Source organism: Bradyrhizobium erythrophlei, from assembly GCF_900142985.1.
GTDB classification, from domain to species: Bacteria; Pseudomonadota; Alphaproteobacteria; order Rhizobiales; family Xanthobacteraceae; genus Bradyrhizobium; species Bradyrhizobium erythrophlei_B.
Genome location: NZ_LT670849.1, coordinates 5,695,610 through 5,712,364, shown reverse-complemented (window position 1 = coordinate 5,712,364; position 16,755 = coordinate 5,695,610). Strand labels below are relative to the sequence as shown.

Annotated in this window: 17 protein-coding genes; 7 read left to right on the top strand and 10 right to left on the bottom strand. The window is 61.9% G+C overall.

Translation table 11 applies throughout. From position 1 onward, the window contains the following. Positions 1-23: 23 nt before the first annotated feature. The 4 genes from BUA38_RS27215 to BUA38_RS27200 are packed head-to-tail and all read right to left on the bottom strand — an operon-like array spanning position 24 to position 2,636. Entirely contained in the window at positions 24-1,025 is a 1,002-nt protein-coding gene (locus BUA38_RS27215) for a LysR family transcriptional regulator (protein WP_083587790.1), read from the bottom strand. Further along, positions 1,025-1,660, bottom strand: coding sequence for a glutathione S-transferase family protein (locus BUA38_RS27210; RefSeq protein ID WP_072822805.1), 636 nt, complete (start codon positions 1,658-1,660; stop codon positions 1,025-1,027). Before BUA38_RS27210 ends, BUA38_RS27215 begins: the two co-directional genes overlap by 1 nt. After that, positions 1,660-2,373, bottom strand: coding sequence for a Rieske 2Fe-2S domain-containing protein (locus tag BUA38_RS27205; RefSeq protein WP_072826476.1), 714 nt, complete (start codon positions 2,371-2,373; stop codon positions 1,660-1,662). Before BUA38_RS27205 ends, BUA38_RS27210 begins: the two co-directional genes overlap by 1 nt. Positions 2,374-2,384: 11 nt before the next feature. Further along, complete coding sequence (locus BUA38_RS27200) at positions 2,385-2,636, bottom strand: hypothetical protein (RefSeq protein ID WP_072826475.1); 252 nt, start codon at positions 2,634-2,636, stop codon at positions 2,385-2,387. Positions 2,637-2,999: 363 nt separating this feature from the next. Between BUA38_RS27200 and BUA38_RS27195 the strand changes: the two genes are divergently transcribed. From BUA38_RS27195 to BUA38_RS27165, 7 genes are read left to right on the top strand one after another with little or no spacing between them, the layout of a single operon-like run. Beyond that, complete coding sequence (locus BUA38_RS27195) at positions 3,000-4,109, top strand: BMP family ABC transporter substrate-binding protein (RefSeq protein WP_072826474.1); 1,110 nt, start codon at positions 3,000-3,002, stop codon at positions 4,107-4,109. 46 nt (positions 4,110-4,155) lie between these two features. After that, positions 4,156-5,748, top strand: coding sequence for an ABC transporter ATP-binding protein (locus BUA38_RS27190; protein ID WP_072822803.1), 1,593 nt, complete (start codon positions 4,156-4,158; stop codon positions 5,746-5,748). Between the two features lie 2 nt (positions 5,749-5,750). Further along, the gene (locus BUA38_RS27185; RefSeq protein ID WP_072822801.1) at positions 5,751-6,803 is read left to right on the top strand and encodes an ABC transporter permease; all 1,053 of its coding nucleotides are present in this window, start codon (positions 5,751-5,753) and stop codon (positions 6,801-6,803) included. Between the two features lie 9 nt (positions 6,804-6,812). Continuing rightward, positions 6,813-7,748 (top strand): ABC transporter permease, encoded by a 936-nt coding sequence (locus BUA38_RS27180; RefSeq protein WP_072822799.1) that lies wholly within the window; start codon positions 6,813-6,815, stop codon positions 7,746-7,748. Continuing rightward, complete coding sequence (locus tag BUA38_RS27175) at positions 7,748-9,151, top strand: 8-oxoguanine deaminase (RefSeq protein ID WP_072822797.1); 1,404 nt, start codon at positions 7,748-7,750, stop codon at positions 9,149-9,151. The genes BUA38_RS27180 and BUA38_RS27175 overlap by 1 nt, the downstream gene beginning before the upstream one ends. A 25-nt stretch (positions 9,152-9,176) precedes the next feature. Beyond that, a complete protein-coding gene (locus tag BUA38_RS27170) occupies positions 9,177-10,034 on the top strand; it encodes an aromatic ring-hydroxylating oxygenase subunit alpha (protein ID WP_072826473.1) in 858 nt (285 codons plus the stop codon). Between the two features lie 42 nt (positions 10,035-10,076). Beyond that, positions 10,077-11,030 (top strand): isopenicillin N synthase family dioxygenase, encoded by a 954-nt coding sequence (locus BUA38_RS27165; RefSeq protein ID WP_072822795.1) that lies wholly within the window; start codon positions 10,077-10,079, stop codon positions 11,028-11,030. Positions 11,031-11,060: 30 nt separating this feature from the next. On the opposite strand, the gene BUA38_RS27160 is transcribed toward BUA38_RS27165, so the two are convergent. The 6 genes from BUA38_RS27160 to BUA38_RS27135 all read right to left on the bottom strand — a co-directional run bounded on the left by BUA38_RS27160 (position 11,061) and on the right by BUA38_RS27135 (position 16,755). Beyond that, complete coding sequence (locus BUA38_RS27160; RefSeq protein WP_156898748.1) at positions 11,061-11,540, bottom strand: nucleoside deaminase; 480 nt, start codon at positions 11,538-11,540, stop codon at positions 11,061-11,063. Positions 11,541-11,583: 43 nt separating this feature from the next. Next, on the bottom strand, positions 11,584-12,612 hold the full coding sequence (locus BUA38_RS27155; protein ID WP_072826472.1) for an ABC transporter substrate-binding protein: 1,029 nt from the start codon (positions 12,610-12,612) through the stop codon (positions 11,584-11,586). Positions 12,613-12,703: 91 nt separating this feature from the next. Beyond that, entirely contained in the window at positions 12,704-13,729 is a 1,026-nt protein-coding gene (locus BUA38_RS27150) for an aromatic ring-hydroxylating oxygenase subunit alpha (protein ID WP_072822791.1), read from the bottom strand. 19 nt (positions 13,730-13,748) lie between these two features. Beyond that, complete coding sequence (locus BUA38_RS27145) at positions 13,749-15,110, bottom strand: amidohydrolase family protein (protein WP_072822789.1); 1,362 nt, start codon at positions 15,108-15,110, stop codon at positions 13,749-13,751. Next, positions 15,107-15,907, bottom strand: a complete 801-nt coding sequence (locus BUA38_RS27140) for an ABC transporter permease (RefSeq protein ID WP_072822787.1) — start codon at positions 15,905-15,907, stop codon at positions 15,107-15,109. The genes BUA38_RS27145 and BUA38_RS27140 overlap by 4 nt, the downstream gene beginning before the upstream one ends. Next, on the bottom strand, positions 15,904-16,755 hold the full coding sequence (locus BUA38_RS27135) for an ABC transporter ATP-binding protein (RefSeq protein WP_072822785.1): 852 nt from the start codon (positions 16,753-16,755) through the stop codon (positions 15,904-15,906). Before BUA38_RS27135 ends, BUA38_RS27140 begins: the two co-directional genes overlap by 4 nt.

Genomic DNA, 16,755 nt, shown 5'->3' with positions numbered 1-16,755 from the left:
GACATCGATTTTTCCATCGAACCTCAGTCGACCAGGCCTTCGATCGCCTCCGCGAGCAACGCGCCGAACGCCAGCGCCGCATCGGACATTTCCTTCTCCGGCCTCGCCAGCAACATCAGGCGCCGCGGGCTGATCTTGGGATCGCGCAACGGCACAAAGACGAGATCGCCATCGGCGATCTCGCGCTCGATTCCGACGCGGGTCTGCAAGACGACGCCAAGATCCATATTGGCCATTTCGATCATCAGCCCGATGGAATTGGTGCGCGAGCGGCACGTCAATTCGATCAGGGAGCGGTTGAAGGCCTCTTCGACCGAGATGCCGAGCATCAGGCTGTTATCGGACAGGATCACGCGCTCCCCCGACAGGTTGAACAGCTTCAATTGCTTCTTGGCGGCGAAGGGGCTGCCCGGCTTGGCCAGCACGCCGAGCGACAGGCTGCTACTTGCGATCCGGCGCACATTTCGCGGCACCTGCACATCGAACGCAACGGCAAGATCGCAATCGCCCTCTGCGACGGCATCGCAGGCCTGGCTCGATCCGATGACCTTGATGTCGACATTGATCCCCGGATGCTGCGCCCAGAATTTCGCCAGGATGCGCGGCAACAGCCCGCGTGCGGCGCTTTCGATAATCGCGACCGAAACCGTGCCGCGAAACAATCCGTGAAGGTCGTTGATCTTCGATGATGCCCGAATGAGCTCGGCCGTGCTGATGCGGGAATGATAAAGCAGCAATTCGCCGGCGCTGGTCAGCACGCGGCGCTGCCGTTTGCGTTCGAATAGCGGCGTTCCGAGCTCTTCCTCGAGCTGCTTGATGACCCGGCTGATTGACGAGGGTGCAACCCTCAGGACCAGGGCCGCGCGGCGGATCGATCCGAGCCGGGCGACCAGCTGGAAATAATGGATGCGCGGAGCGACAAGTCCCAGCCGGTAAGGATCCGTCGGCCGGTTCGCATTGATCCGCGCCGCGGCAGGAGTTTCATTTCGCCGACCGCCACGCTGTCCTGGGACTTTCGGTCCCATCAGTGATAGTCCGGGATGCCCGGCATCGTCCTGAAACCGGGCAGCGCGCGAAACCGCCGGCCCCATCGGCGCAGCGCCGGGTACTCGTCATGGTCAATGCCGAAGTCACGGCTGAGCGCATAGGCCGGAAACAGCGCGACATCCGCCATTGTTGGATGCCCCGCGGCGAACCATTCCATTTGCGCAAAGCCGCGCGCCGTCATGTGATCGTCCATGATGCGGATGGCGCGGGACGATGCGGCATACAGCGATGGCTCGTCCCCCGGCGTTCCGAACAGCGAATGCTGACGCGCGGCGATCGTGGCGCCAAGATCATGCGCCGAGAAAATCAGCCACTGCATCACCTCGGCGAATTCAGCGCCCTGCGCGGGAAGCCATTTGCCCGACGGATCATGCGCGCGGGCGAGATGCGCAAGGATGGCTTCGGTGCCATGGAGCACGACATCGCGATCGCGCAGGATCGGCAACCTGCCAGCCGGGTTCATCGCCAGAAATGTCGGCGACAGATGCTCGTTGCCGGGAAAGACATCGACGGCGACAGCCTGCCACTGAAGGCCAAGCAAGGACAATGCAAGCCTGACCTTGTAGCAACTCTCGTCGAGCTCGTAGTTATAGAGAACGAGTCCCTTTGACATCAGGCCACATCCCGATTCTGCGTCACGCCAACGTGCTCCGCCGCATGACGCAGCCCGAGCGCCCAGTCATTGAAATGGTCCTGGCCCGCGCCGCTGTAGCGCTCCGCCGTCCCGCCGATCGACAGATGCAGCGCGGTGCGCGCGTCCGAGATGACCTGAATGCCCACAAGCAGCCGGTCTTGCCCGCACGAAAGCCTGAACAGCGTGTCGCTCGCACGGCTGACAACGGTGTCGGCCGGAGTGGTCGTTGCGAAAGGAGCCAGCCGACTGGCGCCCAGTAGCGCGACCGCAACCTCAAAGCCGCATCCGAGATAGAGACTGCGCAGCGGCACCACCGGCTCGTCCTCTTCCGGTACGGGAGGCGGATTTTCGGACAGTGAGGTCCACACCATTCCGTTTCGCTCATGAGCGGGATAGACCGGCACCCGGATCGTCGGCGGCACATCGAGAGCGGGATGGGCCGGAATATACTGGCAGTGGCCGCCGCTGTTATATTGCCAGCCGTGATAAAGGCAGGCGATGTGATCGCCGCGCACGAAGCCGAAGCTGAGCTTCATGCCCCGATGCGGACAACGATCTTCCCAGACATGCGCCACGCCGCTGCTGTCGCGCCAGACCACCAGTTCCTGATCGAACAGGCGCGTGCCGGCCGAACTGCTGGCTTCGAAAGAATGGGACAGACCGACGGGATGCCAACAATCCTTCAGGCTCATTTCATCCCCCATCAGGCTGCCAGGTTGATGTCGTGGCGTGCGACGTCGAGCACGAAACAGTCAAACGGACCGAGGCTGCACGCCATTTCAAACGCGTCGACCAATTCGACCGCGCCGGAAACGTTGACGGCGATGGCTTCAGCGCTGGATGGCCCGAACTGAAGGTCGAGGCCAAGCCGCTCGGCGCGATGCCGCGCAAATTCGACGAAGCTTTTAATCTGGAACCTGCCCTTAAAGACGAAATGCGCGTGGTCGTGGCTCATCGTCGCTTGGTCCGCATGAGGTTCGAGCATCCGATCGTACCGAAACCGCTGTAGTTCGATCGCTGAAAAAAGCGTCGCTGCACGCGGCTTTCTGCACAGAAATCGATCAATTGGCACCCAGGGCCGCCTACGACGACAGCGCCTTGGCAAGACTAGGGTTTTGGTTTTTAGGCGGTGAAAAAACCGCGCGTCAAGTGTTGCGTTTGGCGCATCTGGCGCGACAGCAATTGCGCTCTATCCGGAACAGAGGGTGTCTGAAACAATTTTTCGATCGGTGCCGCCTTGGCACAAGAGTTGCCTGATCTCCATCGACTTTCTTTCAAAATCCAAGCCGTTCGTTTGCACAATCAGAAAGGTCCGAACATGATCGATTTGCGTAACCTCTCGCGCCGCGGACTTTTGAATCTCGGCGCCGCCGCCGGCACATCCCTGGTGATGCCGCAGTTGATCCGTCCAGCGAGCGCCGCCGCGCCGCTTCCGGCCGTGCCGGAAGAGAAGGCCATCATCGCATTTGGCCACACCGGACCGGTCGCCGACGAAGGATGGACCTGGAGCCATGACCAGGGAATGAAGGCCGTGCAAGCTGCCTTCCCCAAATTGAAAACCGTCTTCGTCGAAAGCATTCCTTATTCCGCCGACGCGTCACGCACGTTCCGTCAGTTCGTTTCGCAAGGCGCGAACATGGTGTTCGCCACCTCGAACTACGGCGACTTTCTGTATGACGTCGCGAAGAAATCGCCCGACGTCGCCTTCTACGAGTGCGATGGCAGAAATCCTCTCGACAATCTCAGCACCTATTATCTTGCCCACTGGTATCCGACCTATGTGACCGGCGTGGCGGCGGGCCTGATCAGCAAGACCGGCAAGCTCGGTTACGTCGGCTCGTTCCCGGTGCCTTCCGTGTTCTCCGGCACCAACGCCTTCCTGATGGGCGCGCGAAGCGTCAACCCCGCCGCGACGATGCAGGTCATCGCGATCAATTCATGGTTCGACCCACAGGCCGCCACCCAGGCCGGTACGGCGCTGATCGACAACGGTGCCGACCTCGTATTCGGCATCATGGACGAAGCCGGTTACCTGCAAGTGGCGGAGAAGCGCGGCGCCAAGGCGGTGATGTGGAATACCGATATCCGCCGTTTCGGACCCAAGGCCTACGTCTCCTCGATCGTCATCGACTTCAAGAAGTTCTATGTCGATCAGGTTCGCGCCCGGCTCGAAGGAAAATGGGTGCCGACGCAGACCATCCTGCCGATGGGCGGCGGCGTCGATCGCGACGCCTGGGGCGAGACGGTGCCGGAGGAAGTTCGCAAGCAGGCCGATGCCGTTCGCGAGAAAATCGCCGGCGGCTGGAGCCCGTTTGTCGGAGAGATCAAGGACGCCAAGGGCAACGTCAAAGTCGCGGCCGGCAAGAAGATGACCGAAGCCGAGCTTTACAATTGGGATTGGTCGATCGACGGTGTGAGAGGCATCTGATCATCAGCCCGGCGTAGCACCGCGCCAGCAACACCAGAGACGGCCGATGAGTGCACCAAACAAGACCAGCGCGGGGCGACCTCCGGGAACGCCCCCGATCGTGCTCCTCAAGGGTGTCTGCAAGTACTTTCCGGGCGTCGTTGCCAATCAGTCTGTCGATCTCGAGGTGCTGAGCGGCGAAATCCACGCGCTGCTTGGAGAAAACGGCGCCGGCAAATCCACGCTGATGAACATTCTCACCGGCATTTACCAGCCCGATGCCGGTGAGATCATTGTCGACGGCTATGCCAAGACCTTTGCTTCTCCGGTCGAGGCTATCGCTGCCGGAATCGGTATGGTGCATCAGCATTTCAAGCTGGTGCATGCGTTCACGGTCGCGGAAAATATCCATCTCGGATGGGAAGAAACGCCGTCGAGGGTCAGCGACCAGGCGCTGGAGGCGCGGACCGCCGAACTCGCCAGAACCTTGAATCTCGCGGTTAAGCCAGACGCGCGGGTCGAGGACCTGTCGACCGGCGAACAACAGCGGGTCGAAATCCTGCGGGTGCTGGCCCAGAAAGCGAGGCTCCTGATCCTTGACGAACCAACTGCGGTGCTGACACCGTCCGAAGCCCGCGAATTGTTCAAGGCGCTGCGGGAATTCGTCTCCCGCGGCAACGCCGTCGTCTTCATTAGCCACAAGCTCGACGAGGTCCTGGAAATTTCCGACCGCATCACCGTGCTCCGCGGCGGACACAAGGTTGCCACCGAAGAGACCCGCAACTGCACGCACAAGAGCCTGGCGAAATTGATGGTCGGCCACGAGATTGTTCTCAACGACCTGCGGGGGCGCGCGCAAGGCTCCACGTCGATTTCCTCGCAAGCGGTACTGAGCCTGCACGAGGTCTGCGCGCATGACGACCTCGGCAACCTCGCGCTCAATGACGTATCGCTGGAGGTCAAGGCCGGCGAGATCCTCGGCATCGCCGGCGTTGCCGGCAACGGCCAGAAGGAGCTGAGCCAGGTTTTGACGGGAATGCGGCCCGTCGTCTCCGGCAGGATCGAAGTCGGGCAGAAGGACTTCACCGGCAAAAGCGCCGAACAATTCGCCGTCTTCGGTGTCGGCCACATTCCGGAAGACCGGCTTCACAGCGGCCTTGCGCCTGCGCTCAGCGTCACCGACAACGCCGTGATGCGTGAATACAACAAGCCGCCGGTTTCCGTTGGAAGCTGGTTCCGGCCGCGCGCCGCCACCGCACTGGCCGAAACCATCGCGGCTGCCGCGTCCGTTGCGGTTCCCGATTTCGGCATGCCCGTGCGCAATTTGTCGGGCGGCAATCAGCAAAGGCTGGTCGCCCGCCGTGAGATGCGCATCGCCGGCAAAGTGCTGATCGCGGCGTATCCGAGCCGCGGCCTCGACGTCGGTGCCATCAACACCATGATGCGATACTTTGTCGAGTTGCGCGATTCCGGCTGCGCCGTCGTTCTGATTTCGGAAGAGTTGGAGGAACTCCTGAACCTATCCGACCGCATCGCGGTGATGTTCCATGGCCGCATCATGGGAATTGTCGATGGCATCTCAACCGACATCGAGGAAATCGGACTGTTGATGGGTGGTCAGCGGGCAACCAACCCTCCTCTCTCAGTTGCAGCGAACTAAGCTTGGCCGTCCGTCTGCAATATTTTCCTTCGCCGCAGCCAGCCGTCGCATTGCTGGCGCGCGGCATGGCAATCGTGCTGGCGCTGGTATGCGCGGGCCTGGTGCTCGGCGTATCTGGCGTCAATCCGATCGCGCTGAGCGCAAAAGTCATTCAGTCGACCTTCGGATCGAGCTTCGGGCTACAGGACGTCAGTCTGCTGCTCACGCCCCTCATCCTCACGGGACTTGCGGTGGCCGTCGCACTTAAGGTCGGCGCATGGAATATCGGCGCCGAGGGTCAATTCTATGCCGGCGCCTTTGCCGCAACCGGCATCGGACTTTTCATTCCCGGACCCACATTCGTCATCTTGCCGCTGATGTTTGTGGGCGGCGCGCTCTGCGGTGTTCTCTGGATATTGATTCCGACCCTGGCCCGCGCCTATGCCGGGGTCAGCGAACTCATCACGACGCTGCTGCTGAATTTCGTCGGCACCCTGCTCGCCTATTATGTCTCGACCGGGCCATGGCTCGATCCGGGCGGCCATGCGCTCGGAACCACGGCGCGTGTCCGGCACAACGTGCCTGAAATCTGGGGCGACGTTCATTGGGGGTTTCCGCTGGCCATTGCGCTGACGCTGCTCATCGCCGGCATCCTGAATTTTACCCGCTGGGGATATGAAGTACGTATCGCCGGATCGAACGCGCAGGCCGCGCGCTATGCCGGCATCCCGTTTCGACGCCATCTCATCACCGTCATGCTGCTGTCCGGCGCGATCGCGGGCATCGCAGGGATGCTGGAGGTGGCGGGAACCGTTCATCGGCTGCAGGGCGGCATCTCCAACAATTTCGGCTATCTCGGCATCATGGTTGCTGTGCTCGCACGCGGCTCGGCGCTTGGGGTACTGGCGGGCGCCAGCCTGATGGCGGTGATCCTCAATTCCGGAATCATCCTGCAAACGCAGGGGGTGAACACGTCCACCGTCCTGGCGATCACAGGCCTGATCTTGTTTTTTACCGCGATCGGTGACGAGCTGGCGCATTATCGGTTCGTCCCCATCGACACGGCCAGTAAATAAAGGCTGCGCATGGATATCATCGCAGGGCTTTTGCAGACCTCGATCCTCGCCGGCGGCGTGTTGGCGCTTGCCGCGCTCGGCGAAGTGCTGTCCGAGCGCGTCGGCGTCGTCAATCTCGGGGTCGAAGGGCTGATGGCGCTCGGCGCCATTACGGCGATTGCGATCGTCACCGCCACACCCAGTCCCACCCTTGGCTTGATCGGAGCGCTTGCCGTGGGCTTCGCCGTCGGCATGATCTTCGCCGCCGCAACGGTTGGCTTGAGGGCGAACCAGGTGCTTTGCGGTCTGGCGCTGACGCTGATGGGTACCGGGCTCGCCGCCACGATCGGCAAGGCCTATTCCGGAATGCCGGCGCGCGCCACGTTTGCGCCGGTAGCCATTCCCTATCTGAGCGATATCCCCCTGCTCGGCCGCGCTGTCTTTACCCAGAATGTGCTGGCGTATCTGATCTATATCGTCATCCCGGCGGTCATGCACTTTGTCATGTTCCGGAGCCGTCATGGCCTGAACCTGCGCGCGGTCGGAGAAAATCCGGCCGCGGCGGACGCAGCCGGCATCTCGGTGCAGAAATTTCGTTTCTGGTACGTCGCCATGGGCTCATCGCTCGCGGCAGGCGCCGGTGCTTACCTGACGTTGGCTTTTGTGCCGTCGTGGTCGGAAGGCGTCGTCGCAGGCCGCGGCTGGATTGCGGTCGCGCTGGTGATCTTTGCAGGCTACAGACCGATCAATGCCGTTCTCGCCGCGCTGTTGTTCGGCGCCATCACCTCGCTCGGCTTCGTAGGCCAAGCGCGCAACTGGCCGATCGCCGCGCCCATTCTGTCGATGCTGCCTTATCTTGGAACCATCGCACTGATCATCGTACCCGTGCTGGCCTGGCACCGCGTGCGTCGGTTGATGGCCGCGCCCGCCGCGCTCGGCGAGCCCTACTACAGGGATGTCCGCTAATGAGCACGCTCCTTGTCAAGAATATCGAACTGCTGGCCACGTTCGACGATGAACGCCGCGAAATAAAGGACGGAGCGATTTATGTCCGCGACAACGTCATCGAGGCCGTAGGATCATCGTCCGACATCGGCGCGATGCCGGCCGACGCGACGCTTGACCTTTCCGGACACGTCGTGATGCCGGGCATGGTCAACATCCACCATCACATGTACCAGACCTTGACCCGCGTGATGGTGCAGGATGACGAGCTCCTGGTCTGGCTCAAGACGCTCTATCCGATCTGGGCCAAGCTCGACGACGATGCCATGCGGATATCGGCCAGTGTGGCCATGGCCGAACTGATCTACTCCGGCTGCACCACGACCTCCGACCACCTCTACATTCTTCCCAACAACTCTACGCTCGACAGCTCGATCGATTCGGCGCGAGCCATCGGCATGCGCTTCCACGCCGCGCGCGGCGCCATGTCGCGTGGCGAGAGCCAGGGTGGCCTGCCGCCCGACAGTTGCGTCGAAAAGGAAGACGCCATCCTGAAGGACTCCGAGAGGCTGATCCAGCGCTATCACGACAATTCGCGGCACGCGATGAACCGGATCGTGTTGGCGCCCTGCTCGCCGTTCTCGGTGACGCCGAACCTGATGCGCGAAGCAGCCGCGCTCGCGCGCCGGCATGCCGGCGTCCATTTACACTCGCATCTCGCCGAGGAATTGTTCGAAGAAAAATACTGCTACGAGATCTACGGCATGCGACCGGTCGAATTTGCCGAATCCGTTGGCTGGCTCGGCCCCGATGTCTGGTTCGCGCACTCGATCTTCATGACATCGGATGAAATCAAGCGTTTCGCTGCGACCGGCACCGGCGTCGCGCATTGTCCCTCCGCCAACATGCGTTGCGGCCAGGGTATCGCCAAGATCCGCGAAATGCTCGATTGCGGTGTCAAGGTCGGCCTCGGGGTCGACGGCTCGGCGTCGAACGACACCTCCAACCTGTTCATGGAAGCGCGGCTGGCCTTGATGCTGCAACGTGTGGCGCCGCATCATTATCTATCGGAGAAGCCGGGCGGTCGCGGTGGCTTCGGCGGCACGCCTAAGGCGCTCTCCGCGCGCGAGGCGTTCAGCATGGCGACACGCGGCGGTGCGGCGATTCTCGGCCGCGACGATATCGGCTACCTTGCACCCGGCATGAGCGCCGACTTCATCGCCGTCCGGCTGAACCAGATCGGCCTGTCGGGAACTCAACGCGACCCGCTCGCCGCGTTATTGATGTGCGGTCCGTTCCGGGTGGATTATTCTTTCATCAACGGCAAGGAAATCATCCGCAAAGGTGAGTTCACCGCTTTCGACGTCGAGGCCGCCATGGCCGACCACGCCGGCGTGATGAAGCGGATTTACGCAGACGCCTGACCGACGAACCTCTGGGGAGTTGCGCATGCAAAAGACAGCGGAGAAGGCGGCGCTCGATCAGTGGTACTGCATCGAGGCGTTGACGGATATCCCAACCGGCCGGGCTGCTAACCGCCTGCTGGGCACCGATCTGGTCATCGTCCGCAACGCAGACGGCAACATCTCCGTCACGATTGCCGGACAGGAAGCTCCGCTGCCAACCCGCCAACGCTATGGCTATCTGTGGGCCACGCTGGGAACGCCGGCTATGGACCTGCTGCCGATTCCGGAAGCGGACGAGACCGACCGGCGCGTCATCGTTTGTGGCGCGATCTCGGTGAAATCGTCGGGTCTTCGCATCGTCGAGAACTTTCTCGACATGGCGCACTTTCCGTTCGTGCACACCGATATCCTCGGCGCCGAGCCTCATACCGAGGTCATGCAGTACACGACCGAGATCCGCCGCGACGTCGACGAGGTGTGGGCGACGAATTGCCAGTTTTTCCAGCCGCAGGCAGCGCTGTCGGCGACCGGCGGTATCGTGACCCAATATATGTACCGGGTGGCCAATCCGTTCGCGACCATCCTGTACAAGACCTGTCCCAATGCAGCCAATCGCTGGGACTTGATCTGCCTGTTCGTGCAACCGCTCGATCCCGACCGCTGCCGGGCGCATCCGGTGATGTTCCTCATCGATGACACCTCGGCGCTGACCGACCTCATTCACTTCCAGCAGCTGATCTTCCTGCAGGATCGCATCATCCTTGAAAATCAGCGTCCCAGGCTGCTGCCACTCGACCCCCGGACTGAAATTCCAACCCGCGCCGATGCGACGTCGATTGCCTATCGGCGCTGGCTCAAGGAAAAGGGCGTCACTTACGGCGCCCAGGTCAGGGCGGGATGATTTGAACGAACTTGTCGTCGACAACCAAGCGAGGAGATATTCATGAGCGCTATCCCCGTGATCGACATCGCCCCGCTGTTGAACGGCTCGCCACAAGAACAGCGCATCGTTGCAGATGCGCTTGGCCGCGCCTGCCGCGAGGTCGGGTTCTTCTACATCACGGGACATGGAATCCCTAAGGACCTGATGACGCGGGTATTTGAAGATTCCGCCGCCTTGTTTTCGGCGCCGGCGTCGGTGCGCGACCCGGTCTCGTTCAGCGGCGCGAGCGGAAACCGTGGCTACATCCGGCTTGGCGGCGAGACGCTTGATCCCGGCAAGCCTGCCGATGTCAAGGAGGCCTTCAACATTGGCCTGGAGCTCGCGCCCGATGATCCGGAACTGCTCGCGCGCGCTCCTTTCCGGTCCGCCAACCAGTGGCCGGACCTGCCGGGTTTTCGTGACACCATGCTCGACTATTTCAATCGTGTCTGGCGACTGGGGTGCGACCTGCATCACGGCTTCGCGCTCGATCTTGGACTTGACCGCGACTTCTTCGAGACGAGCCTGGACAAACCGATCGCAACGCTACGTCTGCTTCACTATCCCCCTGTCGAGGGGCCCCTGCCCGATGGCCAGCTCGGCGCGGGAGAACACACGGACTACGGCAACGTCACCCTGCTCGCCACCGACGCGGTCGGCGGCCTGATGGTCAGGGATCGATCCGGCCGGTGGCTAGATGCCCCGGTCGTACCCGGCGCCTTCGTCTGCAATATCGGCGATTGCCTGATGCGATGGTCGAACGACGTCTACGTTTCGACGCCGCACAAGGTGGTCAGTCCGCCGAACAAGGACCGCTATTCGATCGCGTTCTTTCTCGATCCGAATCCCGACGCCATGGTGGCGTGCCTGCCGACCTGCATCACGCCGGACCGGCCGGCCAAATATGCGCCGATCACCGGCGCTGATTTCCTGCGCTCGCGGCTCGAGCCCACCTATGCTTCGAAAGCGAGCTGAATTCCGTCCGGGTTTGTCAGGTTCCGATTGTCAGCGCGTCAACTCGACCTTGGCGGTCGCGTAAAGATCGATGCATTCGGCGGTTCTGATCCCCTCAATCACTTTCAAGTCCCATCCGCTCATTTCGGCGAAGCGCTCGACCGTATAATCCCCAAAATTGAAAGCGATCTTGGCGAGCTGCTTGATGTCCCGGTTACGCGCGCCGAGAACCAGCGTGTTGAATCCGCCATTGAGAATGGCGCCCAGACACATCGGACACGGCTCGCAGGTTGCATAGAACGTGCAATCCGGCAGCATCCGCCGGCCGAGTTTCTGGGTCGCGTATTTGACGGCCAACGTCTCCGAATGGGCGGTGGCGTCACATGCCGAGACCTTGAGGCTGCGGCTGCGGACCACGAGTTCGCCCTTGCCATCGACCACGACCGCTCCGAACGGCTGTTCGCCCTGCGCCGCGCCGGCTTTCGCCTCCTCGATCGCGATCGCCATGAACCTGACATGATCGAGTTCCAATTCCAGCCTCCCTTGTTTTTCTTACCTTCAACGTTCTTTGCTATTAATGGCCCGGCGACATCATGCGATCGGCCTTCGGCGGCAAAAACGCGCGGCTGAAGACTTCGTCCATCGAAGGCTGGCGGCTTAGACCGTAGGCGTCCGCAACCGTCTTGATCGCGGCCTGAAGCCTGTTGTCGTCGAGATCGCCGAGCCCGAGCTTTGCCACTTCCTCGGTCCGCAACTGCTGGTCGATGGTGTAGATCAGCCGTTGCTTTTCGAGATCGAAGTTGGTGAGCGGCTCCACGTTCATGAGCGTCGTGATTCCGAGGTCGGGATTGGCGGCGACGTCGAGGATGGCCCGATTGAGCGCTGCCACGAGATGACGCACGGCTTCGGGATTTTCCTTCAGCAATTTCTGGGAAACCAGGATGCCGTTGGAATACAGATCCAGTCCGTTCTCGCTGTAGAAGAACCACCGGAAATCCTTTTCCGGCGATTTCTTCATCGCCAAAAAGTTCATGTAACTGGTCGGCGCGAACTGGGCGATCACGTCGGCCTGCCCGGTGACGAGCAACTGCTCGATCAGGTTGGGCGCGGCATTGAGGACCTTGACGGTGGAAGCATCGACGCCGTTCTTCAGCGCGAGCGGCTTGAACATGCGCTCGGTCGCAGAACCCGCCGGCGCCGCAAGCACGTGGCCTTCCACGTCCTTCAACGTCTTGATCGGACCGTCCGCCTTCACGATCAAGGCGTAGGGCGCCCGGTTGTAAAGCATGTACACCATCAGCGGCTGTTCGCCCGGATGTAGCGCAGCATTCTGGATCACGGCGTTGATGTCGCCGAATCCTGCATCATAGGTGCCTGTCATGATTTTGCTGACGGCAGCGGCCGAGCCGTCGCCCTGGTCGATCAGGACATCCAGCCCCTCGGCCTGGAAATAACCCTTGTCACGGGCGACGTAGAACCAGGCGCCAGGTCCCTGCGCCTTCCAGTCCAGGATGAAGCGAATCTTGGCGGGCTCGGCATTTGCCGCCGCTGCGACGGCTATGGCAGCCAGGCCGACCAGGATTCTAACAAATAAGCGCTTCACGAACTGACCCCACACAAGAGTTCCGATCCGCTCTCGCCCATGCAGGTTTTGGACCATTGCCGGCCCGCTTCGATTGGCCGGCCTTTGGCTGTCACGCCACGCGTTCTCTCGGCAGTTCCTCTTCATCGTGGGCGCGCAGCAATTCCAGCAATCGCTTTCGCATGATCATTCCGGGCCGGTCGGACGGCATGTGCATCTCGATCTTCCGGCCCATATCGACGATGGCGTCGGGATCGGTGGATTCCAGCATGTCGCGATCCTCGGCAATAATCGCGGCGTCCCAATCGATCAGTTCCTGTGCGGAACAGTCGGCTTCGGTGTCGTTGCGGAAAAGCAGTTGGATGACCTGGATCTGGCCGTCGGAAATCGGGGTCGCGCAGTTGAAGATGATGTGGCGGATCCCGGACGGATATTCCATGTCGAGGCGACGGCAGAACGGGATGAACCATTTGTTGCGCTGATGACGTTTGGTGGTCGGCTCCGTCGTGCCAGTGATCCTTGAGGCGCTCAGCGGGTTGCGCACGGTGATGATGGTCTCGGCGTCGAAACCGTCCTCGTTCTCGGTGATCTCGTATTTCTCTGGCTTGGGCTGGTTGATGTCGCCGAAGGTGCCCTTGTGCACGAAAGCAAAGTGCGCGTTGTCGAACGAGTTCTCCATCAGACGCAGCGCCGCCGTGTTCCATTTTTCGTAGAACTGGTTGATGCGGCGATAACCCGGCAAGCCGTCTTCCGGAATATCGGGAATGTCGCTCAAGGGCTCATCGAGCGCGACCCAGACATAGCCGTAACGGGTCTTGGCGCGAAACGAGCGCGCCTTCGCTTCAGGCACGGGTTGCTCGAACGGAAACTGCGGAATCATCACCAGCTTGCCGTCGCGGTCATATTCCCAGCCATGATAGCCGCAGACGATGTTGCCGTTATTGCACCAGCCCTTCGAGAGCTTTGCGGTCCGGTGACAGCAGCGATCCTCGAGCGCCGCCGGCTCACCCTTGGCGTCGAGAAACAAGACGATCGGCTCGCCCAACAGCGTAAACGGCTTTGGCCCATCCTTGAGATTCTCGACCGGCATCAGCGCGTACCAGAAGCGGCGCAGTACCGGTTGCTTGGTGTTCAGCATGATGTTCCTCCGCGAATTTTCAGGCTACCAGGCGCGAGACGACGCGCGCGGCATCCGATTTCAGTTTTTGCAGGTCGAGACCCGGAATGACTCCATTCTCGACGACAACCCGTCCGCCGACCAGAAGGTGGCGCACTTTCGCCGAGCCGCCGCACGTCACCGGCGCGATCATGGGATCGTGCATGCCGAAGTGCCGGGGCTCGTCGAGATCGAAGATCGCAATGTCGGCCTGCTGCCCCGGCGCCAGCGTGCCGACATGGGGCATGCCAAGCACGCGCGCGCCGCCGGCGGTCGCCCAATGCACGACGTCTTCCGCCGTTACCGCGCCCGCCCCCTTCACCGCGCGATGGGTGTGCCAGGCGCTGTGCATTTCGCACAGCATGTCGGCGGCTTCGTTCGAGGCCGCGCCGTCGACGCCAAGCGAGACCGCGCCACCGATGCGCGCCAACGCATCCGCCGGCGCAACGCCCGAGCCGAGCCGGCAGTTGGATTGAGGACAATGCGCCATGCCGGTGCCGGTGCTGGCGAGAATCCGCACCTCGTCCTCATCCAGATGCACCAGATGCGCAAACCATACATCCGGACCCAACCAGTCATGCTCGGCCAGCCAATGCACCGGACGCTTGCCGTGAACCGACAGACAGAAATCGACATAGTCGGTGCTCTCGGAGAGATGGCTATGCAGGCGAACTCCCATTCGGCGAGCGGCCGCGATCGCCTCCTTGAGTTCGCCGGGATCGATCGACCAGGTCGGCGTGGTCGGCGCCAGCGCGACCCGCGACAGACTGCCGGGCGACGCATCGTGGAAACGCTGCGCACAGGCCTCGACCGATTGCAGCATGTGGTCGAGCGTCTCCACCGGCGTCGTCGTCGAACCATATTTATCGACATGGCGCGCGATGGTGGCACCGCCGCGGCAGAAGACCAGGCGAAGACCAAGGCTGCGCGCGACGTCGAAGATCACCTGTGCCGGATCAAACCTGAACGTGTCGCTGAAGAGATAATGATGGTCGGCAGCCGTCGTCGTTCCCGACAGCAGGAGCTCGGCCAATCCGATGCGCGCGGCGACCGCCAGCGCCTCCTCGTCGAGCTTCGACCAGTAGCGATAGGGAACCTCGCGCAGCCATCCCGCAAGCGGCTGATCGATGCCCGAGCGCACGCCCTTGAGCACGCTCTGGAACAGATGGTGATGAGTCGAGACCAGGCCGGGATAGACCACCCCGCCGCGGGCATCGAGTCTGAGCTCGTCGGGTCTCAGTTCCAGCGCGCCGATCTCGGTGATCACGCCGTCCCGAATCCGGATTTGACCCGACGTACGCATCGCAGGCCCGGCCAGCCCGGTGAAGATGCCGGCGGCGTTATCGATCAGCATGGCGGTCATGTTTCGGCCCTTGTCTCGCTTTCATGCCAGTTCGATAAAGCCACCTGCGACAGCGCCACCATGGCGGCGAACAGCACGACGCCGGTCATGGTGATCAGGAATAGCGCCGCGAACATGCGCGGGATATCGAGCGTGAACCCGGCGTCGAGGATTTCATAAGCCAATCCCGACGAGCGCCCGCCGGTGCCGGCGACGAACTCGGCGACGACGGCGCCGATCAGCGCCAGGCCACTCGAAATCCGCAAGCCGCCGAAAAAGTATGGCAGCGCGCCGGGGATGCGGAGCTTCATCAGGGTCTTCATACGGCTTGCGCGGTTCATCCGGAAATAATTCGCCAGTCCGGGATCGACGCTGCGAAGGCCGAGCGTGGTGTTGGATATGATCGGAAACAGCGCCACCAGCGTTGCGCATATGGTCAGCGAGAGCTGGGTATTCTTCACCAGAATGATGACGAGCGGCGCGATCGCAACGACCGGCGTCACCTGCAACAACACCGCATAGGGGAACAGGCTGACTTCGATGGCCCGGCTTTGCACGAACACGAAGGCGATCAGCGTGCCGAGGATGACGGCCGCCACAAAGGCCTGCAAGGTCACCCGCAAGGTCACGAGCAGTGCGCGCAACAACGAGGGACCGTTATTCACGAGGCTTGTGAAGATGTCGCTCGGCTTGGGAAAGAGATAGACCGGCACGGACGCCATCCGGCAACCGACCTCCCACAGCGCAAACAGCACGATGCCGACCGCGACCGGTGCTGCGATCCGCACGAACGCCTCGGATTCAAGAAGCGGCTTCACGATGCGGCACCCGTCGACGGCAGCGAGGCCTCCGCAAGCCAGGTCGACAATTCGCGGCAATAGGCTGCGAATTTGGGGCTGTCGCGGAAACCCTGGTCGCGCGGCTGCGGTTGGTCGATGGTCATGGTTCGGAAAATACGGCCGGGATTTGCGGCCATCACGATGATGCGGGTGGAAAGGAAGACCGCTTCATAGATCGAGTGCGTGACAAAGATCGTCGTCAGCTTGCGCTCCCACCACAACCTGACGAGGTCGTCGTCAAGCTTGTTGCGGGTGAATTCGTCCAGCGCGCCGAACGGCTCATCCATCAAGAGAAGATTCGGACTGGTGACCAGCGCCCTTGCGATGGAGGCGCGCATCTTCATGCCGCCGGAGAGCTGCCGGGGATAATGCCTCGCAAAGGCGCTTAAGCCCACGCGCGCAATCGCATCCTTCACGAGGGGATCGGCTTTGGCTCTCGGCATGTCGGCGAGTTCAAGCGGCAGCCTGACATTGGCTTCAACCCGCGCCCAGGGCATCAAGGTCGGCTCCTGGAACACGAACGCCAGATGCCTGCCCTCTTGTCCCACCTGCGCAAAGTCGCCACGCCACCACAACAGCCGGCCGTCGGACGGTTCGAGCAGATTGGCGATCAGCTTGAGCAGCGTGCTCTTGCCGCAGCCGGAGGGCCCGATCAAGGTCAGGAATTCGCCATCGGCAATGGAAAGATCGATCGGCGCCAGCCCGCGCGTGCCGTTGCTGAAGACCTTTTCGGCAGACAAAACCTCGACAGCCGGCGGCCGCTCGCTGGCGGCCGTCATTGGCTTTGCGTTTTCATCGAACGGTTCGCCGGGCAACAGCGCGTTCAT